The following is a 25,239-nucleotide window of genomic DNA, read 5'->3' as shown; positions in this document are numbered from 1 at the left end:
AACTAATTTGCGGATTTATGCGTCTGCAGCAGGATTTTTAACTTGTACTCAAATTCTTTTCAGATTGGTCATTCTATTAGACATTTGATGCGTTTTATTAAATGTTCTCAATACTTTTTTTTTGACGTATGAAGGGTCCTTTTAGATGTTTGAATACCAGTATTAGTCATTTTCTAATTCTATTAGCGGCTTCACGATTTCTATTACTCTTTTTGAAGCTTTTATTATTCGATTTACAAATTCTTGGCTCATCGGTTCATTCGGATTATTATACACTTCACAGTATTAACAGCTTACTAAAAAGGCTTCAAAATCATTAACGCAATTATGACTAAAAAGATAAAGCTTGCGATATGTTCATAGAATAAAAGTTTCTTTCCTTCACGTTTATACTCTTCAGGAATCTCATCACCTTCATGGGCTTTAATTTTTGCTTTAAGTGGTTTGGATATCGGTGATAAAACGATTGGTCCCATAGCAAGAGCGAGTAAAAAGAGTATTAGACTAGTAATATACCATCCTTGACGAAATAAGCTTGTGTTAATTGTACCCATTAACACCCCAGAAACTAGTAATAACGTTCCGCCAATCATAACAAAAATATGGATTCGGTTTTTTATTTTATACGCGAGCTTTAGCTCAGTAATCGTATTTGCTGATTTACCAATTTGACTTAATATAAAGCCGGGACCCATTCCTAAAATTGCAGAAAAGATATGTATAAAAACTAATATTTTATAAAATGTAGCCACTTATGTTCCCTCGTTTCATGTTGAAGAGGATGACTTTTTCAATCATCCTCTTCGGAATTAACCATAATTCCAGCAACTTGAGTGAGTCTGCTAAAAAACATCTCTCCGGCAGGATGATTACTTAGCCCCACTTCATCAAATGCTTCCCTCATACAACGAAGCCAACTATTTGCTCGGCTTGGCGTAATTTTAAAGGGAAGATGTCTGTATCTCATCGCAGGTGGTCCGTATTCCATACTGTAAAGCGCTGGGCCTCCTAGAAACTGTGTCAAAAACTTCCTTTGTTTTTCCATAATAATATGCATATCCCCTTCAAAAAGAGGGCTAATATTTGGATCATCGTATACCCGAGGGTAGAATGCATTGACTAATTCTTCTATTTTATCTTCACCGATTTCCTCAAAGAGCGATTGTAATCGAGGTTCCTTCACTATCATACCTCCCAATGTATCTTTCTTTCATTATATAGTATAAATCAAAAATAATGATGTGATATACATCACAGTGAAGGAAGTGATGTAAGTTTCTAATTCGATGCTATTTCTTTTTACTGTTGGCACTGCCTCTCCTCTGCTTCTTGTTTCATTTGTTTCTTAATCATTCTCTGTCTTCTTTTACCGCCCAGTTCACTTCCATATACAGGGTGGTCATTCTTTTTAGTTAATACTTCTTTTCATTGGCCTGTCACTCTTCGGTATGTAGCTGCATTGACGAAATGCTCGTGCAGGCTACTCTCTAGGGAAAACATTACACATACAATTAAAGATTCGTGAAGAATTATTCACTTTACACAGACTTAACCGTTAATAATGGTAATCCTTCTTCATATTGTACAGTATAACAATTTTTCTTAGTCTGGTAACTTACAGGTTTAGGATGAATAATTTCCCTAATATCAAACTCTCTATTCTTCATGACATAATCAAACATTTTTAAAAAGTCAGCATCAAGTCCGTGATCTGTCGATTTGAAAATTTCACCATCTACTGATGGGGTAGATATTTCATGAAATGAACAATGGTTAATAAATTTACAAAATTGCTTCTTATCTATATGACTTATTAAATTATCCGTTGTACCATGAAAGGACTCAATGATACATGAGTTCTCAAATTTCTTATATATTACAGCTAAATCTAAAATATCTGCATCATATTCTAGCTTACGCACCAAATAATCGAACTCCGTTTGTAAAGTCATATTACCAATTTTAGAAAATAATAATCTCGATGAATGTAAATATACTGGCTGCAACCATGCCGAGTTATCTATCAAAAGAGAAAACAGGTGTGGAGCCATTGCATTACATAGATAACATAAATAGGCTCCATGTGAATGCCCATACGCTATTATTTTATTCATGTTAAATGTTAAACCATTGTCCTTTAAAATATTTATTACATAATAAATAGCTGTGAGATGGTCCATAGCCTGCATTAGACCCATATCATTAAAATTGTCTACTGTCTCATTTAATATTTCCTTTAAAGATAAATTAATTGGGTACTTACTACCAATCTCAATAAATTCTCTTCCATTAAATCCATCTTTAAAGATATTTTCTATCTCAGAACTTGAGAAGATTCCTGATAGTTCATCTCTAGAAAAGTTCATTTGTACCGAATTGCTTCCCTGCATAAATTCCTGTCCAAAATAATCACATTGAACTACGACTAAATTATATTGATCAGCAAAGTTCTTTCTCATTTTTTTATATACGTTTGAACTTGCATTACCTCCAAATCCAGGTATCAATAATAAAATTCCTGTTTCTTCGTTAACACCTTGATCTGGTTCTGAGAAATATATATTAAATTTTCTTAATCCATCCCCACCATAGATATTTGGATGAGATGGCCAATGAAGTTTGTAGTCTTTAGACATAAATGCGACTCCTTAATTTAATATATCGCAAGTTTTTTATATTAGTACTTATCCTTCTTCTAAGTACTGGAATCACTTATTATTGAATATTTACCTTGTTATTTTAGAAGAAACCTATCTCACCAAGCATTTAACCCACCATCGATTATTATATTCTGTCCCGTTACATAACTTGAAGCATCTGAAGCAAGATAGATTAGTGCACCAACCATCTCCTCTGGCTGAGCCATACGTCCAAGAGGGACACGATTTCTATAATTATTTTTAAAGGTATCATTCTGTCCACTTTCAACTCCACCAGGTGTAATTGCATTTACCCTGATTTTATCCTTGGCCCAATAAGTTGCTAAATATTTTGTAAGACCAATTACTCCAGCTTTAGAAGCGGAATATATTGCAGGTGTATTGATTTGACGTCCTAAATAATTAGATCCCTCATATATACGTTGATCTGGAGCCATCACTCCATATATAGAAGATGTTTGAATGATTGACCCACCAGTTCCTTGCTCCTTAATTACTTGTCCAACATGTTTAGCAACTAAAAACATGCCATCTAAATTGATGCCCATAATTTCTTTCCATTGATCAAGCTCAAATTCTTCAAAATCAGCAAAAAACTTATCTAAATTATTTGATTTTCCAGCAGCATTATTATGAAGAACATCTATCGTTCCAAATTCCTTTTTTACATTTTGAACCATTGTAATTACTGATTCCTCAGAGGATACATCACATTGAAAGGCTACTGCGTGGGTCATATAATTTTCTTCAATAAATAATGCCGTTTTTTGAGCTTTTTGAAGGTTAATATCTACAACAGCAACATTTGCACCGGCATCTGCCAAACCAGTACAAAAATGATGTCCTAAAATCCCTGCCCCACCAGTCACAATAGCTGTTTTCCCTTCTAATCTAAAATTGTCAAAATATGATTTCTTCATACTAATTCTCCTCTTTTTTTAGCAAGAAAAGAAACAAATTCAAAATCTAACTCTGAATCAATATCAATGGAACGTTCTTCTGGCATCTCATATAGTATTGTATTTGATTGGAAAACAGAAGTAGATTTCAATAATGATTCTCTTCGCCATATATATATAGAAGCATTCATATCATAACTTTTTGGTGCATCTTGACGTCGGACAATACCTTTTTCTAAAGGCTTTGAAAGGGAAACATAACTATCTATAACTTCCACAAGATTAAAATAGGGACTTCTTCGAGCTGGAGCACCAGTTATTAAATTAGTAGCATCTTTATTCCCCTCGAACTGTGTAAGGCTTTGAACAATATCTTCAATTGATCTAAGTGGGGATGTAGCATCTAAATCTACCACTATGTCAAATTTTCTATCTAACTTTTCTTCAGAAACTTTAACACAATGCTGTATGACGGGTAATTTAGCTGCCTGATCTGTCGCTAATTCTTTAGGTCTTTCAATTAACAAGTCTGCCCCATATTCCTTAGCAATAGCTAAAATGTCATTACTATCACTACTTACAGCAATAACTTCAAACATACTACTCTTTTTTGCTTGAATAATACTATGTGCAATTAATGGAATATCTAATAAATCTCTAATATTTTTATTTTTCACACCTTTTGATCCGCCCCTAGCACAAATTGTACATATTCTATTCATTTGTGATCCACACTTTCTCCATTGAACTTTTTTCTGCTGCTTCAATCATTTTTGTGGTTTTCATTCCTGCTTCGAATGTACATAGGAATTCAGTCTGATTATTCAATATTGAAGCATGCTGTAAAATATACGTTGTATCTCTCTCAACATCAAAGTTGTATATTTTGTCATTTACCTGAAGGGTATTAGTAATAAAATCAGCCTTATAGGTTTCGTCTAAAGTATTTATAATAACGAAACGCTGCGTTATATGATCCAAATAATTCATCTGAAGAGAAATAAGAGGGACCCGTTTAGTTTTATAAATAATTGCATAATTATCATCAGAATCAATTGATAAATTACTAAACTTTCCACCTAATGCTACTAGGCTATTCCATTCTCCAAATAAAAATTGTAAAAAGTCTAACTCGTGACTAAGATCTCGAATAACTCCACCGCCAAAGTCTAATTTCGCTGAATATGACTTTGTGTAATCCATTCCCGGTCTCCAATGGGGTAAATACTGTCCCACATATGCTTGAACTGCTATAACTTCTTTATTTTTTATCTTTTCATATAGCATTTTAATAAGTGGATGTTGTCGCAAATTATAACCAACAAATAAGTTTGAAAAGTTGAAATTTCTTTCGTTCGCAAATGAAAATAAAGGTTTCTCTACTAGTATTTTATTGTTATATCCATTGCGTTCAAGTTCTGCAAGCGTATCTTCATGTTTATGTGTTTCATTTGCAATTACTATATAGTCAGGATTTTCTTTTTGTAATGCCTTGTCAATATTATGGTATAAGTGAGGGTGCTTAATATTCCTTTTTGAGACTACTGCTACGTGATGTCCCAATTCACTTAATATTCGCGCATGCCGCTGACCAATAGATCCATATCCAATTACTACACAACAGAATCGAATCATTTGCTCTCATCCTCAGTAAAATATTGATTAAACTCAACATTAGCCTTTTCATAATCTCCGAGTTGTCCAATGTCAAGCCAATATTCCCTTAATGGAAAAGCAGTAACAGTTTTCTCTTCTGAAATTAACTTTCTATAGAGTTCTGGCATATCAAGATATTCATTATATGGTATATGAGAAATTATATCGGGGTTAAGAACATAGATCCCTGCATTAACAAAACTTTTATGAACTGGTTTTTCTTCAATTGAAAGGAGACGATAATTATCGGTTTTAATGACTCCATATGGTATTTGATATTCATAATCACGAACACACATCGTGGCTAATGAATTTGTTTCATTATGAAAATCTAGCAGTTGTTCAAAGTTAATTTTAGTTAACAGATCACCATTCATCACAAAAAAGGGGGCCTTTGGTTTCTCTGTTAGGAGTGATAGTGCCCCTGCCGTTCCAAGTCTTTTCTTTTCCTCTAAATAGGTAATATTCACTCCAAGGTGTTGTCCATCTTGAAAGTAATCTTGAATAATTTCCTTTTTATAATTTACTGGTATTATAAAGTTTACAAATCCAAAGTTTTTACAGTTTTCGATAATTATTTCTAATATTGGTTTGTCTCCCACTTTTAACATAGGTTTTGGGGTATTATTTGTTAACGGGCGAAGTCTAGTTCCAAGGCCACCCGCCATTAAAATCACATGATTTTCTTTTTGTAAGGCTTGTAATTGTCGATCAGAAAACAAGACTACCTCAACCCTTTTTTTTCTATCAACAATCGGAAGCTGCTTCAGTGCAGTTCTTTCCATAAATGATCTATAATGCGATAGTCTTTTACCAGAATAAAGAAATATTGGTTTTTTATTCATAACTTCTTGAATTGGTGTGCTAAGCTGAAGTCCTTTTATTAATCCTCTACGTATATCACCGTCAGTAACCGTTCCAAGTAAACACATTTCATCATCAACTACGACAGCAAATTGAAGAGAAGATGATTCAATAATCCTCATTGTATGGAGAATAGAATTATTTTTTTTTACTAATACATTTTTCCAATTGACCATCTTAAAACTCACTTCCAAATGGGATTTTTTAATTCCCACTCTCCAAATTGATTTTTGTAAAATAACTCTTTATTGTATAACTTATCAATAATGCTATAGAAATCCGTATGGGAATACCCTAAAAAGTCAATAAATGATTGTACAGATTTTTGATCAACTTTATGATCATGTTTTTTTACAAGTTGGATTCCTTCTTCTCTAGTAATCAGCGCATACCGAATAAATTTTGAAGCATAATCAGTTGCTGAGGCATGTCCAAATTTAGGATATTTTAACCAAGGGTGAATTAGATAAGCAGGTGTTTCAACTTGGTCAAAGTTTTCAAATGTATGTTCTCGCTCCCATTCATGTGATAAATCCTTAAAACCATTTTTTCTTGCAAAAACATAATTGGCATAACTATTCCACCTAGTAAAGTAACTTAAGTAAATTGGTTCTAATTTGGAAATGTCGTCTCCACTTGGTGGGGTGCAAAAAATTAAATCTTTTAGTGATATATTTTCATCAATTAATTCATTATAATCAATCTCTGATGCAACCCCATTATTAATTTGTTCTTTTGCTGAGTATGTTTCGGTACGATCGGTACCACCATATTCATAACTGATATTTTCTCCATAAACAATTAGCGGAATATTAAACTTATTTGCAATATGAAGTGGATAGGTATAAATTAAACGATCAATAAACCACGTTGGTTTTCCATATTTTTCAAAGGTTTTTCGCATAATATATTTTTGTGCCTTTAAATTAGGTTTCAATGCAATGATATGGCATCCGAATCTTTCTGATATATTCTTAATATTATGTTTTCCAGCTTCTGTCATTTCAAAATTATCTTCAACAGTTACTAGCAATGGATTCATACCTAACACTTCTTTAAAGAAATAAACTTGGAAGTGACTATCTTTTCCACCACTAACAGCAATTATGCAATCAAATTCAGAATCGTCTTTTCTTCGATATTTATCACATAATGTTTGCAATTCTTGAAACCTTGCATTCCAATTGATTTTATTTTTTTGTTCTTCTGCCCTGCATGCTTGGCACACTCCTTCTTCATCAAAATAAATACCTGGTCTTGTATTTGGCATTACACATCTTACACAATACTTCATCTTTTATATTCCTCCGAACTAGATAATTTATATTTTAGAATGGTCTGGCACATGTTGCTTTACAAGTACTCCAGCTCTTACCATTACGTGGCTTCCGATCTGGATATTTTGAATAATTATAGATCCAGCACCAATGTGTGATAATTCGCCCACCTTTACACCTCCAGATAATATGGCTCCTGGCGCAATATGGCTGTGTTTTCCAATATAAGAGTCATGATCTATACTGGAAGATGTATTTATAATTGTGTTATCGGAAATATTCACAAAAGATTGAATGACAGATCCTGCCATTACGTGGACTCCTTCTCCTAGAATTGCACTTGGAGAAATAATAGAACTTTCATGAATAACTGTAGCAAAATTAAACCCTTTCTCTTTAAATTCCTTAAATTTAATTGCCCTAATTTCCGTTACATTTACTGATCCAATTCCTAGGATAAGTTCAATTTCTTCACAGTCATATGTATTAATAATTTCATCTGATCCAAGGTAACTAATGCCAAATCGGTTTCCCTGTTTTTCCGGTGCGGTAAAACCAATAATTGTTCTATTTTGTTGAATCAAAATTTCAGTTAGAACTCCTGCATGTCCACCATTTCCTATAATAATAACCGGTCTATTCGTCAATCAGCTCATCCTCTTCATAACTTTTTGAGGCAGTAGTTCCTAATAGCTCCCACCACTTAGAAGGAGCTAAACCATTTCCAGGACGCTTTATTGTTAAATTGTCACTTGTAAATATATCTCCAACTTGAATCTCTCTTGATGCTACAAGACTTTTTCTAGCTGCAATTCGATTCTTTTCCTCATTTGCTGTTGGTTTCTTTTCACAATTTCCTAGTGTAGCTTCAACAATTCTTATACCATTCACCATTTCTATTAGTTCAGCTGGTTCTAGAGATGCTTGATGGTCTGGTCCTGGCAGCATTCGATTGATTGTAAAGTGCTTCTCTATGACTTTTGCCCCTTTACCTACTGCTGCTATTGGAACATATATACCTTTTGAGTGATCCGACAATCCAATCTCTACTTGTAATTCCCTTTTCAAATGGTCCATAGCCTGTAAATTGACATCTTTATAAGGGGTTGGATACTCTGTCGTACAATGAAGAATGGTTACATATCGCTTCAAGCATTTTTTGGCCTCATCTGTTGCGTAAAAGCTACGCACAGATTCTAGCTCAACTTTCTTGTTTGGAAATGCCAAACCGTAAGCAATAAAGGATAAAGCTTCAAAAATATCTTCCATATTTGCCATTCCCGTTGATAAGATAATCGGCTTGCGTTTAGTAGCTATATAATGAATGAACGGAGAGTTAGTTAGTTCTCCAGATGGAATTTTCACTGTATTCATCCCTAATGTTTCCACCAAAAAATCGACACTTTCAAACTCAAAAGGTGTCGATAAAAATTCTATCTTTTTTTCATCACAATATGCTTTTAACCGCAAGAATTCATTATAGTTAAGCTCTAGTTTTTTCAGCATTTCAAATTGTGATGTCTCTTCGCCAATATTTTCAATCTGGTATGCAGCTTGCTGTGCTTTCTTCGTTACTAGATTTTCTGCTTTAAATGTTTGAAACTTTACTGCATCTGCCCCTGCCTTTACCGCAACATCTATTAATTCAAATGCCAAATCTAAAGACCCATTATGATTTACGCCCGCTTCAGCAATGATATATGTTTTATTCATAAGTCATAAAACTCCTTTTGAACTCGATACGATTTAACTTTTTTTATTATATCAATGATTTTTTTAGACGAATTTCCTACACCAAAGATTTTTTCGTAACTTCCACTAAATAAGAGAGCATTATGAATTGCATTTATTATTGCTGTCTCGTTCAACTCCGCATCAAAAACTGATGACGGTTTCTGTCTTCCTGCTTGTCTATTTCCACAATTGACAGTAGGCGTCTCCAAGTAAGGTACTTCAATTAGTCCACTTGATGAATTTCCGATAACTACTTTTGCATGTTTAACAGCACTGAGATAGCGTAATTGTCCAAGAGAGTCATATAAATATGCGTTTTGATGATTTGTAACAAATTGTTCTATAGCATCATTTATATATCTACCACCATTATCAGCATTCGATTTTGTGAAAATTAAGTTGTAATTTTCAAACTTAGCTAACGCCAACAAAAGCTTATCTATTCCTTTATTTGAACCATTGGTTTCCGGGTGTTGGGTAATTAGAAAGTAAGGTTTATTTTCTATAATTCCTAAGTCAGAAAGTAATTTTCCTTTCGAAAATAACTTTAATTTTAAAATATTTTCTATACCTAACGCCCCAACATTCCATACCCGATCTGGACTTTCTCCTAATTGTATAACCCTATTACGATATTCCTCAGTACTTGTAAAGTGCCAAGTCGCCATTTTTGTAATTGCATGTCTGATTGAATCATCGTATGCACCGAATGTCAGCTCCCCACCATGAATGTGAGCAATCGGGATATTTTCAACAAGTGCTGTTTGAGCAATAGCAAGCATTTCAAATCTATCACCTAGTATAATCACTAAATCTGGTGATAGCTTATTAATGACACCCGCAAATTCGATAACAGCAAGACCCATAGATTTAGCAACACCAACTGCAGAATCTGAAGACAGCAGTATTTCTATCTTTTCATTTATTACAAATCCATCTTCTTCTATTTCCTTATAAGTCAATCCAAATTCTGGAGACAAATGCATTCCTGTAACTACTAACTGCAATTCAAGTTCTTCATCTTTTTGAATTTCTTTCATTAACCAATAAAGTAACCCATATTCCGCTCGTGTCCCCGTCACAACGCAAATTCTTTTTTTTTTCATATGCAATTAACCTCCTATCGGTGGAGTAGATGGGAGATTTATTATCATGTTATCTATTTTGTTTGTCGTAGTAAGATCACCTTTAGGACAATAGGCGTAAGGAGATAATTCGTCCAATGGTTTCCACATAGGACGTGCCAAAATTCCTTCACTGTTCAATGTTTCCAATATTTCATCACGTTTATATTTTGGGGAGGCGATGATTAGCGTCTGGAGCCAATAATTACTTTTAGCAAAGATTGGTTCGTTATATACATTCATCCCTTCAACTTGTTCAAATAACTTCATATAACTATTTGTTAACTGCCTTTTCGATGCTAAAAAAGAATCAAGTTTTTCCAACTGCGCACACCCTAAAGCAGCATTAATATTCGGCATTCGGTAATTAAATCCAATTTCATCATGAACATATTCCCAACGATGCGGTACTTTTGCTGTTGTTGTAATATGTTTAGCGTAGTCGGCTAATTTTTCATCATTTGTTAAAATTGCCCCTCCGCCACCAGTGGTCATAATTTTATTGCCATTAAAGCTAAGTGCACCAGCTATGCCAAAACAACCCGTATGCTTACCCTTGTAAAATGAACCAAGGGATTCAGCAGCATCTTCAACAAGCATTAGATTATATTTACCACATAATTCTATAAGTGGATCCAAATCAACGGGATGACCAAATGTATGCATTGGTACAACAGCACGTATAATTCTGCTTGTCTTCTTATTTACTAGTTGACCATTCCTCATTTCGCCAATTTCTTGAATGTAATCTTCCAATTTCACTGGGTCTAAGCCTAGTGTTTCTTCCGATACATCAACAAAATGAGGAATAGCTTGTAAATAAGTTGCTGCATTTGCTGTAGCAACAAAAGTGAGTGCAGGCATAAATACTTCATCATTTGTTTGAACCCCTGCTACTTTCAATGCTATATGAAGTGCGGCAGTACCATTAACTACTGCAACCGCTCGTTTTACACCAGTATATTCGGCTAGTTTTTCTTCAAAGTCATCTACATATTTCCCAACAGAAGAGACCCACCCTGTGCGTATGCAGTCCGTTACATATTCTATTTCGGTTTCACCAAATGTTGGTTCATGTAAAGGAACAACGTCTTTATTATTATAGATTTCCTTTATCTCTTGTACTATTTGCGTCCATTGGGTATTCATATGTTATACACATCTACCTTGTAGTTAGATAAATTATTTGGATTCGTAAACCATTCTACTGTCTCTTTCATCCCTTGTTTAAATCCCTCAAGTCCTCCGTATGCTGGCTCCCATCCTAGAATATCTTTTGCCTTTTTATTATCAGCCCATAAACGTTCTACTTCACTTTTTTCTGGACGTATTCTAATCTCATCTGTTTCAATCTCAATGTTTACTCCCATTACTTCTGCAATTAATTTAGCCGTTTCACCTATCGAGACTTCAAAATTACTACCAATATTAACGACTTCACCTAGAGCTTTATCGCTGTCCATCATTTGAATAAAACCATTTACAGTATCCTTGACGAAATTAAAGTCACGCGTAGGACTTAAAGCACCTAACTTTATTTTTCTTTTTCCCGATGCTAGCTGAGTAATAATTGTCGGGATGACAGCACGGGCCGACTGCCGTGGACCATATGTATTAAAAGGGCGAATAATAGAGACAGGTGTTTCAAATGAACGATAAAATGATAGAGCCATTTGATCTGCTCCAATTTTTGATGCGGAATAGGGTGACTGTCCTTGCACAGGATGATTTTCATCTATTGGCACATATTGTGCTGTGCCGTATACTTCGCTAGTTGAAGTATGAACTACTCTAGTTACATCTAATTCACGCGCTGCTTGAAGAACATTCAAGGTTCCTTTAATATTAGTATCAACATATGTGTCAGGTGAATGGTATGAATAAGGTATTGCAATAAGAGAAGCTAGATGTAGTACTTTATTACACCCTTTCATCGCTTCTTTCACTCCATGAGGATCACGAATATCTCCTGAAAATACATCTAGTTCATTTTTCAACTCTAATGAAAGAGAGTCTAACCATCCCCAGGAATTAAACGAGTTGTAAAATACAAATGGACGTACATTATAGCCTCGAAGTATTAGCTCTTCTGTTAAATGTGATCCTATGAAACCATCTGCACCTGTAATAAGAACTTTACTCATCCTTTTCACCTATCTTTAAAGTTGATATCCACTCATCCACACGATCTTTCATTTCTTCAAATTGCTGAGTGGCAAATTCATAATGAGTCTCACATTCAAATAAAAATGGCCCAAAAGCATTTAACACTGACTGACCTTTTATTAAAAGGTTATTTTCATACTTAATTTTTTTACTTTTTTCTGAGAGTAATTCAGTTTGAACTCTCATCATTGGCTCGATCATAGCCTTATAAAATTGGTTGTTTTTCATCTTACCAAATTCTTTATCGAACTTTACAAACGTATATTCTAGTTGATTCGTTCTTTGCATTTGAATATTACCTTCAATAACTTTCAATTCATATAATGTGCTGCCAACCAAACGTTTACATTGTTCCATGCTATATTTCATTTTAACTAATTGGTTTTTAACATATTTTAAGTCGTATGAATTCTCCGCTTGAAGCCAATCGAAATTCACAACATTCGATTTCAGCTTATATAAAATTACTTTATCTAGTGGAATAAATGTTGTGCCATCAATTTTTGCTCCTCCTTTAGTAGTATTAATAACCTCAATATCATTTGAAGCTTGAATATACAGTTCCAACTGGGCACGCATTCGATTAAAATCTTCATTTGTTTTTATTTCATTTCCATTAACATCTTTAATGCTCAATAAATTCCCTAATTCTGATTCATCCAATTCATTGGAAACAAAATCATATTTTATTCCTTCTGCATAAAGTTGGTCATTTTGATAAGCTAAGTTTTGCCCAACAAGGATAATCTGCTTACTACCGAGTTGGTTCAATAATTGAAATGTAACAACTGCAATTGATGGTGCGTCAAGAACAACTTTCACTTGATTAGCATTTGAAATAAAATGTCCTGTAATTGTATCTTGGCTGGTAATCATGTGAAACATTGGACCAGGGTAGTTTTCTATTGTTTCATAACCAACCGAACTACCAAAAATTAGTGGTATCTCAGTAATATTTCTATCTTTAACTTTTTGGATTACTACTTGATTAAGATGAGTAGGATCATAAGTACATGCTGCATCTGGAAAAATCCCGTGCTCAATTAAAGCATTAATAGCAGATCCTACCGAGAAAATATAGGCAAGTCCATTATCTTTAATATATCTTAGATTTTCAAACTCCTCTGATAAGGATGGCCCCGCCGCAACAATAATGGCCGGTTTTCCCTCAAACGCCTTTTTATCTACATCATAAAGAATATTGGGTGTTCTTAAAATTGTCGGGAAGTTTTTAATCGAATTAATTGTCCACCTTTTTTGAAACGATGCATTTGTAGCAATACTGCTTCTTCTATCTTTTAAATTATTCTTGAATGTTTCTAGAAGAGAATGCACTTCTTTTTGATATAGTTTTTCATAAACTGGTAAAGTGAAAAACAATATGTTCTTCCCGTAGGTCTGAATAATCTTTTCCACTTCATGCTTAACCGCATCTTCAGGCATAGAAGTAAATATATTTCCAATATTCCCATATAATTTTCTCATATCCTGTATTGAAAAAAAGTGATAAAGCACTTCTAAATTCGGTTCATAAATTGATATCTTTATGTCTGGATATACTTCACTGAATTGTTTAATGTGATACCCAAGACCTGCTCCAATAAAAAGAACATGATCATACGATTCGATATCTTGTAGCTGATCGATTAGACGTTTTGCTTCTGCAATAGGATCGTATTTACTATGAACATACTGCATTTTCCCTTCAACATTGATCTTAAGCGTGAAGACTTCTTTTCTTGATGTTTCAACGGTAACCTTTTGTTCATCTAATTGTTCTTCAATTTCGTTCATCTTATTTAACAATGGACGATTTTGGAGCCTTAAATAGTTACGATTATTAATTAAGATCATGACGATAACCCTCTGTATCAATTGTTAATTGGATTTCACTTCCTAGTGATTCAATAATTGAAAGAATCTCATATTTAATTAAATCGGCAATTAACACACTGTCACTATTCTCAATAGCTTCTTCCATATTTTTTAATTCTAAATCGAAATTACTGTTAATTTCTAGATAATTCACCCAATTTTTTGGTTTCTCTTTTGTCGTATCAATCGTTTGTATCACCTGGTTTAACCACTGGATCCCTTCTAATAATTGGGCAAACTTATGCCAGCTTTCAGATGTCGGATTTTGATAAAATTCATCTGAAAGTGAATCTATTTCTGGTTTTGCTCTTCTGATGTATTCTTCAGCAGATAATAAAAGATCATTAATAAACTCCTTGACTGTTTTTGCAACAATTTCTAGTTCTCTGATTTCATTTAAATAGTCCTGTAAGTATTGTTCAGGATCATCTAATACTTCTTTATCATCTATTATAAGATGGCTGAAATAGTAATTATCATCTAATAATTGATTAATTGTATTTATTATAACTTCTACTGTTGGTTGTGTATCAAACTGTATAACTTCTTCTTTGAAAATAAGCTTCATAAAGCGGATTCCTCCGTCAATTTATTATAAATATAGATAAAGTGTAACATAGTCATTTATTATATCGACAAATTTCGCGAGTTTTTTAGAGGTCTATTAAGAGGATGTTACCAAGTGGTGTTTGAAATAATTAACCCTGCTATAATAAAACAACCGATTATTGAGGATTACTCATTGATTGGGCATGATTAAGAAATGGAAATCTTACAATTTGTGTTTATAAATAACTTAATCTTTTCAATTTTTTCGCATCAATTTCTGACTATAAATGAACATAGATTACTAACGTAGTATTTCATTAAAACGCAAGTATAAACTTCAATTGATCTTAGTGTAAATGGGTGATTTACGATTTACTCATTATACAATTAAATTTGGATAAGATAATATCCATCAAGTATATACTTGGCAGAGAAATAATTATATTTTATCTTTATAGTTAATCATTCATATTTTAATAAGGAGTTGACTTGTTAAAATTAATCTGATTAAAATTTAGTACAGAAGAATAATATTCTATAATCATTGTTTTATTTTATCATTGCACAAAATGCTGAATTAATGTTTTTTTATTAATAAAACACGGCCAATACTTTGGCCGTGTTTATTAATAATTATCGAAGTAATTGCAATACACCTTGAGGAGCTTGATTTGCTTGAGCAAGCATTGCCTGCGATGCTTGTGCAAGAATTGAATTCTTCGTTTGTTCCATCATTTCTTTCGCCATATCAACGTCTCTAATTCGGGATTCTGCTGCCGTTAGATTTTCTGATGCAGTTCCTAAGTTATTGATTGTATGCTCTAAACGATTTTGCATTGCACCAAGTCTGGAACGTTCTGAAGAAACATTATCAATTGCAGTTTGTATAGTTGAAATGGCAGAATTAGCACCTGCTTGAGTAGAAATGTTAATTCCTTTATCAGTAATAGCTTGGGTGGTAACTGCACCAGCTCCATCATATACAACTTTTGCATTTGTTCCACTTCCCGATACAGCAACACCTAATGAAACAGCATCCATAGCCTTAATGTTTAGTTGTACATTTTGACCATTATTTGCACCTATATGAAATTTCGCTACAGAACCACTAGTATCATCAAAAGAACCATCAATTAATTTCTTTGTATTAAACTCAGTATTATTTGCAATACGTGTAATTTCTGATGCTAGTTGATCAACTTCCTTTTGAAGTTCATCACGATCCGTGTTTGTATTTGTGTCATTCGCAGACTGAACCGCAAGTTCTCTCATACGTTGAAGGATGGAATGTGTTTCATTTAATGCACCTTCGGCTGTTTGAATTAACGAAATTCCGTCCTGGGCATTTCGTGAAGCTTGATCAAGACCTTTTACTTGAGCACGCATTTTTTCAGAGATTGCTAAACCAGCTGCATCATCTCCTGCACGGTTGATGCGAAGACCTGAAGCTAATTTCTCCATTGATTTAGATTGAGCATTTGTAGCAGCACCTAGTTGGCGATGTGTGTTCAATGCCGCAATATTATGATTGATAATCATTTATTTATCCTCCTTGAATATATGATTTACTTCCTTGTAAATCGTTATAATTTATTTATACAAACTAGAGAGACATCCCTAGTTTGTATAAAGTAAGATTCTTATTTTCAAAACCTTTTAACGAAGTAATTGTAATACTCCTTGAGGTGCTTGATTTGCTTGGGCAAGCATTGCTTGCGAAGCTTGAGCAAGAATAGAATTCTTGGTTTGTTCCATCATTTCTTTCGCCATCGTGCGAACATTTGCTTTCACAAATGACTAGACTATCTCTTCACCCTCTAGCATTCTAGTAGGGGTCGGGCACTTCGGATTCACAATGCTGATGGACATTGTTTCACCTATGGATTTCATCATCATAGCTTATGCTTTAGATGGTCTATCCTAGTCGTTGAACCTTCTCCACTCTTTCGAGACAGGAGCTTGGCTGCTGATTGCCTAATCTTTCTTCTTTTCAACCCTTCACGTCTGCTGTTTCCAGCTCCGTTGTGGGGAAGAAAGCTCTCAAGGGTTTCCAGCAATTCACCCGATTATAATCACTAACCGTTTCCAGTCAGGACGACTGTACCTGTACCGTTTAGGCGGCTTCAGTATAATCTACGTCGCGAATACGTGATTCTGCGGCTGTTAGGTTTTCTGAAGATGTGTTTAGGTTATTAATTGTGTGTTCCAAACGATTTTGGTAAGCACCTAATTTAGAACGTTCTGCAGAAACCATTTCAATTGCGTTATTAATTACTGTAATTGCAGCATCAGCTTTGCCTTGTTTAAGAATACCTGAATTTGCCGTTAAATCAGTTTCCTTTAACGTGCTTAGCGCAGTTCCACTACTGATATTTCCAGATGTTCCTACAGTTCCTATCCCTGATGTTGTCATTATATTTAATTTCAATTCTATATTTTGACCGGAGTTTGCACCAATATGAAATTTCAATCCATTTGTGTCAAAAGTGCCGCTCATAAGTGTCTTTGTGTTAAACTGAGTTGTCTCAGCAATACGGTCAATTTCATCGATAAGCTCATTTAATTCTTTTTGAAGCTCCCCACGATCAGTATCTGTATTTGTATCATTTGCAGATTGTACTGCAAGCTCCCTCATACGTTGCAGAATTGAATGTGTTTCATTTAATGCTCCTTCAGCTGTTTGAATTAAAGAAATACCATCTTGAGCATTTTTTGAAGCCATATCTAGACCTTTAACTTGGGCACGCATTTTCTCAGAAATCGCTAACCCTGCTGCATCGTCACCGGCACGGTTGATACGAAGTCCTGAAGATAGTTTTTCCATTGATTTTGATTGTGCATTTGAAGCCGCACCTAATTGACGATGTGTATTTAGTGCTGCTATATTGTGATTAATAATCATATGTTTTCCTCCTTGAATTTTTGATTTACTTCCTTGTAAATCAATTTTGCTAAAATCCAGTATATTTTGGGATTATCTATTTAGAAAACCTCAAATTGAGTTTCTAATTAAATTAGCGAAGTAATTGTAATACCCCTTGTGGTGCTTGATTTGCTTGTGCAAGCATTGCCTGAGATGCTTGAGCAAGAATAGAATTTTTTGTTTGTTCCATCATTTCTTTCGCCATATCCACATCTCTAATACGTGATTCTGCAGCTGTTAGATTTTCAGAAGATGTGTTTAAGTTGTTAATTGTGTGTTCTAGGCGATTCTGCATAGCTCCAAGTTTTGAGCGTTCAGCGGACACTTTATCAATGGCTGTTTGGATTACCGTAATATTATTATTTGCATCAGATTGACCACTAATTGAAATTCCACTTACACTTAAACCAGATGCTTTCATACTTTCTATTTCTAATGTAACCTTTTGTCCAGAGTTTGCGCCAACGTGAAATACTAGAGCACCACTACTATTAGCATTACCACTTGTTCTTGTACCATCTAAAAGATTTTTCGTGTTAAATTGGGTAGTATCAGCGATACGATCTATTTCTTCGATTAACTGAGTTAATTCTTTTTGTAACTCCCCACGATCTGTATCTGTGTTCGTATCATTCGCAGATTGCACGGCTAATTCACGCATACGTTGTAAAATTGAATGTGTTTCATTCAATGCACCTTCTGCTGTTTGAATTAAAGAAATTCCGTCCTGTGCATTTTTAGATGCCATGTCAAGCCCTTTAACTTGTGCACGCATTTTTTCAGAAATAGCAAGACCTGCTGCATCATCACCAGCACGGTTGATACGAAGTCCTGAAGCCAGTTTCTCCATCGATTTTGATTGTGCATTAGAAGCAGCACCCAATTGGCGATGGGTATTCAATGCGGCAATATTATGATTGATAATCATATGTTTTTCCTCCTTGAATTTGCGATTCACATCCATGTGAATCGTGCTTAGTTTATTACGAATTTAAGGGTCGGCGCCGCCCCTTAAATTCGCTTCACTAATAATATCGTCATGGTTACAGAATGTTTAATAGTTTTTGCGCATTCTTTTACATTTTTCGTGGAAATAGAAAAACTGCCAAAAAGTTATAATTGGCAGTTCAACGATTATTTTTATTCTTTTTTACCTTCGCTAATATTCCAAACAAATCGCTTACCTCTTCAGATGCTGAGGCATTCTCACTTTGGATATCCAGCCATATTTCTTTCCTATGGATTTCGACATTTTTCGGTGCGTTGATACCTATTTTAACTTGGTCACCTTTAATAGAAGCAATGGTGATTTCGATGTCGTCGCCAATTTGGATAGATTCGCCTTTTTTTCTTGTCAGTACGAGCACCTTGTCACCCCTTTACCAATTGCCCGAAAAGCGGGTGTTTTGTTTGATAGTTTTCGTTGTTTAAAATAACTTGTTTAGCAGAATTTGTTTTTATATTTACAATGATAGGTGCTTGCAGGTTCGCTGTGCTTTTTTCAAAAGGATCATGTACAGTCAAAATCACAAATGTACTTACGTCAGCATCACTTTTTATTTCCAACTGCTCTACTGTATTTTCATCCAGTACAAAGTCATATTTTTCAAAGAAACTGTACGGATCTGCGATAACAAATGCCAGCCCAACTGTTTCAACAGATTGCATTATCGAAACTGAACTCATATCAGGCAATGGCAGTAATGTAAACTTCTTTTCGTCAGGGAATCCAGGGATGCCTTTTTCAAATGTTAAAATATCATTCTCATGGATTTCGACTTCGCCGTGGTATTTAGTTTGTATGTACATAGGCTTCACGCTCCACATTTTATTTTACAAAGTCTATTTTAAGGCTATTTTGTTGTCTCATATAGATATTTACATCACCTGGTGTATACGAAATGATTGGTTTTCTTACATTTGCATCAATTACCGGTTTTCTCGGTTGGAATTGGATATTCGTTTTACCAGGTTCATAATGAATTTTAACAGAAAAAGGTGAAGGTACCCAAGTAATATTCGTGTCAATAGGTGGAGGATTCGCTTTTTGCTTTGCCTGCTCAACGAGTACGTCACGTCCTGAATGAATATCAAGCATTTCGTCTCCTTCTCTGGCAACTCTAGAGATTCCTTCTAAAAGTTTCTGCTTGCCACGTTCTGCATTTTCTTTCACACGTTGAAAGATACCCTTTATATCCATATCTTCCCATGCTTTCGATTGATCAATCGTTAGGCGGCCAGGGATGGTACGCATTTTCATATCAGCAAGTGGCTGTTCAATATGCAGGTTAGCGTCAGGTTGCTGAATTGATTGCCTAGCAGGTACCGTCTCCATTCCGTTTTTCGCAAACTGGGATTCTATTCTAATTTGTGGGATTTGCACGTTCACCAAGCCCCTTCTCCTAAATGTAAAGGGATGTCCTAACAAAGAGAGCATCCCTTCTATCTTATCTTAAGGCTGTTTGATTAAAGTTTGTTCTCTTGTAAAGGCCCCAAAGCCGGCTTTTACACCTATTTAGAAAGTTTAACGGTTCTTATGATGTTTCCACTTATTCATTTTTTGAACAGAAAGCATTTATTGCCGTAAACATTCATAATAATAAGCAACAATGTGAGAAAAGATCTTATCTTAAAAAGTCCATTAATGTTGGTTGAATGATTCTAGCACCTACTGACATGGCTGCCGTATGTACTGCTTCTTGTTGTTTAAATTCCATAACTACCTTTTCAAAATCGATATCCTCGTTATCGGACATGATTCTTTTTGCGATAATTTCCTGGTTATCAATTCTTTCTTCCATGAATTCTAGTCGATTTGTGCGTGCACCTAGCTCCGATCGTGCTGAGAGCATTTTATCCGCACTGGCATCAATTTTATCTAAAAATCCACCGATAACTTGTGTATCACCTTGACCGAGTGCATTTTCAAGATCGTCCAACATCGAGAAAATACTATTGCCTTGATTTTCTGAACCAAACACATTTTCTCCAAGCATATTGACTGGAACAAAGATGCCTTTAGCTAGTTCAAATTCAACATTTTTCGAATTAAATGATACATTCCCATTACTATCTACAGGGGGAGTTAATGTATCTGTTCCGTTAAAAATATATTTATCCCCGACTTTAGAATTGGCAATCGATTTGATATGAGATTTTAACTGTGCAACTTCTTCCTTAATGGCATCCAGTTGGCCACCGTCGTATGTTTCATTACTCGCTTGAACGGTAAGTTCACGAATACGTTCCAACACTTTACTTGCTTCGCCAATAGCAGAATCGGTCGTTTCCACCCAGTTATGAGCTTCTGTAAAATTGCGCTTAAACTGTTCGACTTCAAGGACGTTCATTCGGTAGAACATCCCTTTCATCGCAACAACAGGATCATCAGACGGACGGGAGATTTTTTTCTGAGTCTGCACTTGTGTAAATAGTTTATCAAGACGACCATAACTTTGATTTATGTTAGTCATGACATTTTTAGCTATCATTCCATTAGTAACGCGCATCATTACACCCCTTATCTACCTACGATTCCCATGCCGTTTATGATTTTTTCCAGCATTTCGTCTACGACTGAAATCATTCTTGCAGAAGCTGCATAGGCATGTTGGAACTGAATTAAGTTGGAGAATTCTTCGTCAAGTGACACTTCACTGATTGATTTTCGATTATTTTCAACTGAATTAAGAAGAACCCCTGTATTGTAATAGAGACGATTCGCTTGTTGCCCTTTTACAGCCATTTTTCCTATAAGTCCTTCATAAAATGATTGCAAAGTGCCTGACGGAATTTCTAGAGTTAAAGGTTGCCCTCCAATGGTTACAGTTGAATTGGAAATAACAATATCTTTTACTTTCCCTAATTCCAACGCATTTTGTCCGTTCCCTTTTTCATTTGCTACAGAAGAAGCTGCTACTTGCAAAGGAAGTGTAATTGAAACATGAATTGAACTAGCTGCCCCTTTATAAGAGCTTGTGTCAGTGAAAGAGAAGAAATCTACTCCTTCATCTCCAACTAAATCAAATCCCTGCTTATGGACAGCGTTAAAAACTTGAGCGAATGAATAGGCATATTTATCAAGTTCATCAAGAAATTCAGGATATAAACCAGATCCGTCTGCCTCGTTTCCATATGCATAGATAAGTGCAGCTAGTTTGCCTTTTCCTTCTGGAAGAGAAAGACCGTCAATATCTATTAATTCTGTTGTTTCATTACCTTGGACAAGATTTACTTTTTGGCCTTTACCATCCACAATAAAGATATTACGTCCACCTTCAGCAATTGCTAATGAGTTGCCACCGTAATGAATGTCAGTTGCTTCAATTGGAACTAGCTTTGAAAGTTGATCGATTAATCGATCTCTTTCATCATATAAATCATTCGGCAAATAACCATGAGGCTCAACCTCACTAATTTGCTTATTTATAGAAGCAATTTGAGTAGCAAGATTATTGATTTCCCGTACTGTCGCATCTAATTCTTTTTTCGTGTCATTACGAAGTGTCGTTAAGGAACGGGATAAGTATTGAAACGTCTCCACCACAGCAGTTCCACGTTGAATGACAACTCTTCTCGCTCCTTCGTTCTCAGGATTTGTACTTAAATCCTGTAACGATTGCCAAAATTGAGCCATTGCTTTTGATAATCCGTTATCACTCGGTTCATTCATCACGTCTTCAATTTTTGAAATTGACTGAGCAAGAGATTCATAAAACCCAAATTGATTGTTTTCACCACGAAATTGTTCATCAACTAATCTATCGCGAATTCGTTGAATTGTTCCGTCTTTCACCCCTGTCCCTAATTGTCCAGGTATTTGCGGACGGTTCAACGAGGCTGCAGGATATGGTGTCGTTTGTTCAAAGTTAACTCGTTGGCGGGTATAACCAGGTGTGTTTGCATTAGAGATATTATGGCCAGTTACGTATATCGCACTTTGTTGTGTATACATACCGCGCTTCGCTGTTTCTAGCCCCATAAATGTTGAACGCATTGCCTGTCCTCCTTTATCTATGCTTTCGAATCAAATACAGATCGACCTGTATTTGTATTTTCATTTAATTCATTTTGTGTTTTTGTATAGTTCGGCAACTCCGGTTCAGGTGCTAGCAAATCAAGATTTAAGTTAATAAATTGCAATGAATATTGGAGTAGTTGCTGATTCAGTGCATTCGTCTCTTGCAACTCCGATATTACAGTAGTTAGCTTTCCTTGTAGTTCGGAAAGCTTTTCTTTGCTGGGGGCTTTGAGTTGCTGAATAATTTGCGAGATTGTCGTTGCTTTATCGCCATTTGTTAAAATAGCTGTTGCTTGCTGTCTTTTGTTTTCTGTAATTTGGATAGAAGTGGCGAGCTTCTGTTCTTCACGTAGCAACTTGTCCAAACTTTTTATGTCATTTGTTTTAATGGCTTCTGTTTTTTCCAATGCTGCTTTATGTAGTTCTAGGTGTAAGCTAAGCAGCTTTTCCATCGATTCTATGAGTAGCTGGACCGACATGGTATGAGGTCCCTCCTCTTTATGTGTAAATATTGATAAGCAGTCCTTGAATTTCACCGACAAGGCTAAGAATTTGAAGTCCTTTTTCTTCTTTGTCAAGGACAGTATTTGCCAAATCTATTAGCTTTTTGTCTACTTCTTTTACGATTTTGTACACTTTTGTACGGCCGCGCCAATCGAGACCACGCTGTTCTTCTAGCTGAAGTCCATTTTTCACGGCATCTTCCATAAAAGATTTGACGAGCTGTTTATATTTTTTAAAATCTTCTATTGTTTGCGATTTAGCAAGTTTCTGGCCTTGCGCTTCGATATCCTGACGAAGCTTTGTCATTCTTTCATAGACAATATTTTCTCGTCCTTTTGCCATTACTTCTGAAAATCTTACAGATTCCGTTGCTTGCTGTTCTTTCTTCTGCACACTATTGATTCCTGTTTTTTCGACCCTGCGCACTTCCATGAAGATCACTCCGGATTTTGATTCTTGTTTTACAACCAATAATGATAGTTTACTATTGATTGTGGTTATGTTACTAGCAATATTAGATAGAGTACATCCAAGATAAGATTACTTATTACCGATTAAGGATAGATAAATTTAGTTTATGAGTTGTTTACTACCGAATATCATCCTGCTACAACTGCATTCGAATGGATTATTACCGATATTCAATTCTTTACTGTTGAAAGCCCAGCCCTCCATTTATGGAAGGCTGGAAAATAAACCATTATTGCAATAACTGTAAAATTCCTTGCGGCAACTGATTAGCTTGTGCCAACATTGCTTGTCCCGCTTGGTTCAATATATTATTTCGAGTAAAGTTCGTCATTTCAAGAGCCATGTCAAGGTCGCGAATACGTGATTCTGCAGCTGTTAAGTTTTCGTTAGCAGTTTGCAAATTTGTCACTGTATGTTCTAGACGGTTTTGGTAGGCTCCTAGTTTTGCACGTTGTTCGGAGACTTTGCCTATTGCTGTGTCTAAAGTACCGATAGCTGTACTAGCACCTGTCGATGTCGATACATTGACACTACTGATGCCTAAACTGCTAGCCGACATATTGCCTAATGCAACAGTAAGCGAATCTCCATTATTTGCACCAATTTGAAATACAAAACCGGCAGCATTCGTTCCGTCTAATAATTTTTTCTCATTAAATTGCGTTTTTTGGGCAATTCTATCCACTTCTTTTATTAGCTCATCAATTTCTAATTGTACGGACTGACGGTCTTTATCCTCCAACGTTCCATTCGATGCCTGAACACTCAGTTCACGCATTCTCTGTAGAATAGCATGAGTTTCGTTTAAGGCACCTTCTGCCGTTTGGATCAAAGATACTGCATCTAGTGCATTTCTCTCTGCCATTCCAAGTCCTCGAATTTGTGAACGCATTTTTTCAGAGATTGCTAGTCCTGCAGCATCGTCAGCAGCACGATTGATGCGAAGACCTGATGAAAGCTTTTCTAAGCTTTTTGAAGTGCTTCCCATTGTTTGGGATAGGTTTCTATATGCATTTAACGCTTGGATATTATGATTGATTCTCATATTTTTCTTCCCCTTCATCAATTAATCGCGTTTCGCCACCATGACGTTTTTTTCATATGCGCTCGTTTTTCGGAAGAGCTCGCGCTGTCCGTCTGTGTTTTCCGTATTCATCGCTTCATTCCAGGCACTGGCTAGCTGCTCTACAATGCTTAACACTTCCTGCAAGATCGGAATGTCTTTTTTCAAGTTGCCCATTATTACCTGGTTTGCCATATAGTTATAAAGCGTATCAAGTTGGTCAGCTATAATTCCTGCCTCGTAATTCAAGCCAACTCCAAGACGCTCTAAAATGTCGTTTACTTTTTGAAGCTTCGTATTCGCTTCTGGATAATTTTTTGTCTCTATGCATTCAATCGCTTCTTTTAGATGATCAATGCACACTTCGTATAGGAATGCAGTAAGTTGTTGTGGTGTCTTTTGATAGATTAATTCTTTTGTTAAAAAATCCATTATCCTGCCTCCGTTCATATTA

General features: G+C 35.2%; 28 protein-coding genes. All 28 read right to left on the bottom strand.

The genetic code is table 11. The features are described from left to right. Positions 1-296 precede the first annotated feature (296 nt). Positions 297-752 carry a DUF2269 family protein gene (locus tag MT489_RS09060; RefSeq protein WP_244681222.1) on the bottom strand — a complete coding sequence of 152 codons (456 nt, stop codon included), beginning with the start codon at positions 750-752 and terminating at the stop codon, positions 297-299. Between the two features lie 38 nt (positions 753-790). Further along, positions 791-1,183, bottom strand: a complete 393-nt coding sequence (locus MT489_RS09055) for a globin domain-containing protein (protein WP_370876417.1) — start codon at positions 1,181-1,183, stop codon at positions 791-793. Between the two features lie 355 nt (positions 1,184-1,538). Beyond that, positions 1,539-2,636, bottom strand: coding sequence for a DUF2920 family protein (locus MT489_RS09050; RefSeq protein WP_244681220.1), 1,098 nt, complete (start codon positions 2,634-2,636; stop codon positions 1,539-1,541). A gap of 119 nt (positions 2,637-2,755) precedes the next feature. Further along, a complete protein-coding gene (locus MT489_RS09045; RefSeq protein WP_244681219.1) occupies positions 2,756-3,580 on the bottom strand; it encodes an SDR family oxidoreductase in 825 nt (274 codons plus the stop codon). Then, on the bottom strand, positions 3,577-4,281 hold the full coding sequence (locus MT489_RS09040; protein ID WP_244681218.1) for an acylneuraminate cytidylyltransferase family protein: 705 nt from the start codon (positions 4,279-4,281) through the stop codon (positions 3,577-3,579). Before MT489_RS09040 ends, MT489_RS09045 begins: the two co-directional genes overlap by 4 nt. Then, positions 4,274-5,194: a Gfo/Idh/MocA family protein gene (locus MT489_RS09035; protein ID WP_244681217.1), complete on the bottom strand. Its 921-nt coding sequence runs from the start codon at positions 5,192-5,194 to the stop codon at positions 4,274-4,276. The genes MT489_RS09040 and MT489_RS09035 overlap by 8 nt, the downstream gene beginning before the upstream one ends. Further along, positions 5,191-6,255 carry a nucleotidyltransferase family protein gene (locus tag MT489_RS09030; protein ID WP_244681314.1) on the bottom strand — a complete coding sequence of 355 codons (1,065 nt, stop codon included), beginning with the start codon at positions 6,253-6,255 and terminating at the stop codon, positions 5,191-5,193. The genes MT489_RS09035 and MT489_RS09030 overlap by 4 nt, the downstream gene beginning before the upstream one ends. Before the next feature lie 8 nt (positions 6,256-6,263). Next, positions 6,264-7,373: an N-acetyl sugar amidotransferase gene (locus tag MT489_RS09025; RefSeq protein ID WP_244681216.1), complete on the bottom strand. Its 1,110-nt coding sequence runs from the start codon at positions 7,371-7,373 to the stop codon at positions 6,264-6,266. A 27-nt stretch (positions 7,374-7,400) separates the two neighbouring features. Further along, the gene (locus tag MT489_RS09020; RefSeq protein WP_244681215.1) at positions 7,401-8,003 is read right to left on the bottom strand and encodes an acetyltransferase; all 603 of its coding nucleotides are present in this window, start codon (positions 8,001-8,003) and stop codon (positions 7,401-7,403) included. Next, positions 7,993-9,069 carry an N-acetylneuraminate synthase gene (gene neuB / locus MT489_RS09015; RefSeq protein ID WP_244681214.1) on the bottom strand — a complete coding sequence of 359 codons (1,077 nt, stop codon included), beginning with the start codon at positions 9,067-9,069 and terminating at the stop codon, positions 7,993-7,995. The genes MT489_RS09020 and neuB overlap by 11 nt, the downstream gene beginning before the upstream one ends. Next, positions 9,066-10,196, bottom strand: coding sequence for a UDP-N-acetylglucosamine 2-epimerase (gene neuC, locus MT489_RS09010; RefSeq protein WP_244681213.1), 1,131 nt, complete (start codon positions 10,194-10,196; stop codon positions 9,066-9,068). The genes neuB and neuC overlap by 4 nt, the downstream gene beginning before the upstream one ends. Positions 10,197-10,202: 6 nt before the next feature. Then, entirely contained in the window at positions 10,203-11,363 is a 1,161-nt protein-coding gene (locus tag MT489_RS09005) for a LegC family aminotransferase (protein WP_244681212.1), read from the bottom strand. Next, positions 11,360-12,358, bottom strand: a complete 999-nt coding sequence (locus MT489_RS09000; protein WP_244681211.1) for an NAD-dependent 4,6-dehydratase LegB — start codon at positions 12,356-12,358, stop codon at positions 11,360-11,362. The genes MT489_RS09005 and MT489_RS09000 overlap by 4 nt, the downstream gene beginning before the upstream one ends. Then, positions 12,351-14,234, bottom strand: a complete 1,884-nt coding sequence (locus MT489_RS08995) for a motility associated factor glycosyltransferase family protein (RefSeq protein WP_244681210.1) — start codon at positions 14,232-14,234, stop codon at positions 12,351-12,353. The genes MT489_RS09000 and MT489_RS08995 overlap by 8 nt, the downstream gene beginning before the upstream one ends. Beyond that, positions 14,221-14,823 (bottom strand): hypothetical protein, encoded by a 603-nt coding sequence (locus tag MT489_RS08990; RefSeq protein ID WP_244681209.1) that lies wholly within the window; start codon positions 14,821-14,823, stop codon positions 14,221-14,223. The genes MT489_RS08995 and MT489_RS08990 overlap by 14 nt, the downstream gene beginning before the upstream one ends. 614 nt (positions 14,824-15,437) lie before the next feature. Next, positions 15,438-16,343, bottom strand: coding sequence for a flagellin Hag (hag, locus tag MT489_RS08985; RefSeq protein ID WP_244681208.1), 906 nt, complete (start codon positions 16,341-16,343; stop codon positions 15,438-15,440). A 117-nt stretch (positions 16,344-16,460) separates the two neighbouring features. Next, positions 16,461-16,595: a flagellin gene (locus tag MT489_RS08980; protein WP_370876418.1), complete on the bottom strand. Its 135-nt coding sequence runs from the start codon at positions 16,593-16,595 to the stop codon at positions 16,461-16,463. 322 nt (positions 16,596-16,917) lie between these two features. After that, positions 16,918-17,706, bottom strand: coding sequence for a flagellin N-terminal helical domain-containing protein (locus MT489_RS08975; protein WP_244681207.1), 789 nt, complete (start codon positions 17,704-17,706; stop codon positions 16,918-16,920). A 112-nt stretch (positions 17,707-17,818) separates the two neighbouring features. Next, positions 17,819-18,655 (bottom strand): flagellin N-terminal helical domain-containing protein, encoded by an 837-nt coding sequence (locus MT489_RS08970; protein WP_244681206.1) that lies wholly within the window; start codon positions 18,653-18,655, stop codon positions 17,819-17,821. A gap of 199 nt (positions 18,656-18,854) precedes the next feature. Continuing rightward, entirely contained in the window at positions 18,855-19,094 is a 240-nt protein-coding gene (csrA, locus tag MT489_RS08965) for a carbon storage regulator CsrA (RefSeq protein WP_244681205.1), read from the bottom strand. 4 nt (positions 19,095-19,098) lie between these two features. Beyond that, a complete protein-coding gene (gene fliW / locus MT489_RS08960; RefSeq protein ID WP_244681204.1) occupies positions 19,099-19,536 on the bottom strand; it encodes a flagellar assembly protein FliW in 438 nt (145 codons plus the stop codon). Positions 19,537-19,555: 19 nt separating this feature from the next. Beyond that, positions 19,556-20,116, bottom strand: coding sequence for a DUF6470 family protein (locus MT489_RS08955; protein ID WP_244681203.1), 561 nt, complete (start codon positions 20,114-20,116; stop codon positions 19,556-19,558). A gap of 235 nt (positions 20,117-20,351) precedes the next feature. Continuing rightward, positions 20,352-21,236 (bottom strand): flagellar hook-associated protein FlgL, encoded by an 885-nt coding sequence (gene flgL, locus MT489_RS08950; protein WP_244681202.1) that lies wholly within the window; start codon positions 21,234-21,236, stop codon positions 20,352-20,354. An 11-nt stretch (positions 21,237-21,247) separates the two neighbouring features. Further along, the gene (flgK, locus tag MT489_RS08945) at positions 21,248-22,723 is read right to left on the bottom strand and encodes a flagellar hook-associated protein FlgK (protein WP_244681201.1); all 1,476 of its coding nucleotides are present in this window, start codon (positions 22,721-22,723) and stop codon (positions 21,248-21,250) included. Between the two features lie 17 nt (positions 22,724-22,740). Next, positions 22,741-23,226, bottom strand: coding sequence for a flagellar protein FlgN (locus MT489_RS08940; protein WP_244681200.1), 486 nt, complete (start codon positions 23,224-23,226; stop codon positions 22,741-22,743). 19 nt (positions 23,227-23,245) lie between these two features. Further along, positions 23,246-23,683 carry a YaaR family protein gene (locus MT489_RS08935; protein WP_244681199.1) on the bottom strand — a complete coding sequence of 146 codons (438 nt, stop codon included), beginning with the start codon at positions 23,681-23,683 and terminating at the stop codon, positions 23,246-23,248. 268 nt (positions 23,684-23,951) lie between these two features. After that, positions 23,952-24,767, bottom strand: coding sequence for a flagellin N-terminal helical domain-containing protein (locus MT489_RS08930; protein ID WP_244681198.1), 816 nt, complete (start codon positions 24,765-24,767; stop codon positions 23,952-23,954). 21 nt (positions 24,768-24,788) lie between these two features. Further along, positions 24,789-25,217 carry a flagellar export chaperone FliS gene (gene fliS, locus MT489_RS08925; RefSeq protein ID WP_244681197.1) on the bottom strand — a complete coding sequence of 143 codons (429 nt, stop codon included), beginning with the start codon at positions 25,215-25,217 and terminating at the stop codon, positions 24,789-24,791. Between the last annotated feature and the right edge of the window lie 22 nt (positions 25,218-25,239).

Source organism: Lederbergia wuyishanensis (genome assembly GCF_022900255.1).
Taxonomy (GTDB): Bacteria; Bacillota; Bacilli; order Bacillales; family Bacillaceae_C; genus Lederbergia; species Lederbergia wuyishanensis.
The sequence above is the reverse complement of the archived record's forward strand: the minus strand, read 5'-3'. Positions and strand labels throughout refer to the sequence as shown.

Excerpts from the sequence above, each read along its gene's own strand:
- MT489_RS09050 (WP_244681220.1), bottom strand. The coding sequence starts at position 2,636 with ATGTCTAAAGACTACAAACTTCATTGGCCATCTCATCCAAATATCTAT.
- MT489_RS09045 (WP_244681219.1), bottom strand. The coding sequence starts at position 3,580 with ATGAAGAAATCATATTTTGACAATTTTAGATTAGAAGGGAAAACAGCT.
- MT489_RS09040 (WP_244681218.1), bottom strand. The coding sequence starts at position 4,281 with ATGAATAGAATATGTACAATTTGTGCTAGGGGCGGATCAAAAGGTGTG.
- MT489_RS09035 (WP_244681217.1), bottom strand. The coding sequence starts at position 5,194 with ATGATTCGATTCTGTTGTGTAGTAATTGGATATGGATCTATTGGTCAG.
- MT489_RS09030 (WP_244681314.1), bottom strand. The coding sequence starts at position 6,255 with ATGGTCAATTGGAAAAATGTATTAGTAAAAAAAAATAATTCTATTCTC.
- MT489_RS09025 (WP_244681216.1), bottom strand. The coding sequence starts at position 7,373 with ATGAAGTATTGTGTAAGATGTGTAATGCCAAATACAAGACCAGGTATT.
- neuB (WP_244681214.1), bottom strand. The coding sequence starts at position 9,069 with ATGAATAAAACATATATCATTGCTGAAGCGGGCGTAAATCATAATGGG.
- neuC (WP_244681213.1), bottom strand. The coding sequence starts at position 10,196 with ATGAAAAAAAAAAGAATTTGCGTTGTGACGGGGACACGAGCGGAATAT.
- MT489_RS09005 (WP_244681212.1), bottom strand. The coding sequence starts at position 11,363 with ATGAATACCCAATGGACGCAAATAGTACAAGAGATAAAGGAAATCTAT.
- MT489_RS09000 (WP_244681211.1), bottom strand. The coding sequence starts at position 12,358 with ATGAGTAAAGTTCTTATTACAGGTGCAGATGGTTTCATAGGATCACAT.
- MT489_RS08995 (WP_244681210.1), bottom strand. The coding sequence starts at position 14,234 with ATGATCTTAATTAATAATCGTAACTATTTAAGGCTCCAAAATCGTCCA.
- MT489_RS08990 (WP_244681209.1), bottom strand. The coding sequence starts at position 14,823 with ATGAAGCTTATTTTCAAAGAAGAAGTTATACAGTTTGATACACAACCA.
- hag (WP_244681208.1), bottom strand. The coding sequence starts at position 16,343 with ATGATTATCAATCATAATATTGCGGCATTGAACACACATCGCCAACTA.
- MT489_RS08975 (WP_244681207.1), bottom strand. The coding sequence starts at position 17,706 with ATGATTATTAATCACAATATAGCAGCACTAAATACACATCGTCAATTA.
- MT489_RS08970 (WP_244681206.1), bottom strand. The coding sequence starts at position 18,655 with ATGATTATCAATCATAATATTGCCGCATTGAATACCCATCGCCAATTG.
- fliW (WP_244681204.1), bottom strand. The coding sequence starts at position 19,536 with ATGTACATACAAACTAAATACCACGGCGAAGTCGAAATCCATGAGAAT.
- flgL (WP_244681202.1), bottom strand. The coding sequence starts at position 21,236 with ATGCGCGTTACTAATGGAATGATAGCTAAAAATGTCATGACTAACATA.
- flgK (WP_244681201.1), bottom strand. The coding sequence starts at position 22,723 with ATGCGTTCAACATTTATGGGGCTAGAAACAGCGAAGCGCGGTATGTAT.
- MT489_RS08940 (WP_244681200.1), bottom strand. The coding sequence starts at position 23,226 with ATGTCGGTCCAGCTACTCATAGAATCGATGGAAAAGCTGCTTAGCTTA.
- MT489_RS08935 (WP_244681199.1), bottom strand. The coding sequence starts at position 23,683 with ATGGAAGTGCGCAGGGTCGAAAAAACAGGAATCAATAGTGTGCAGAAG.
- MT489_RS08930 (WP_244681198.1), bottom strand. The coding sequence starts at position 24,767 with ATGAGAATCAATCATAATATCCAAGCGTTAAATGCATATAGAAACCTA.
- fliS (WP_244681197.1), bottom strand. The coding sequence starts at position 25,217 with ATGGATTTTTTAACAAAAGAATTAATCTATCAAAAGACACCACAACAA.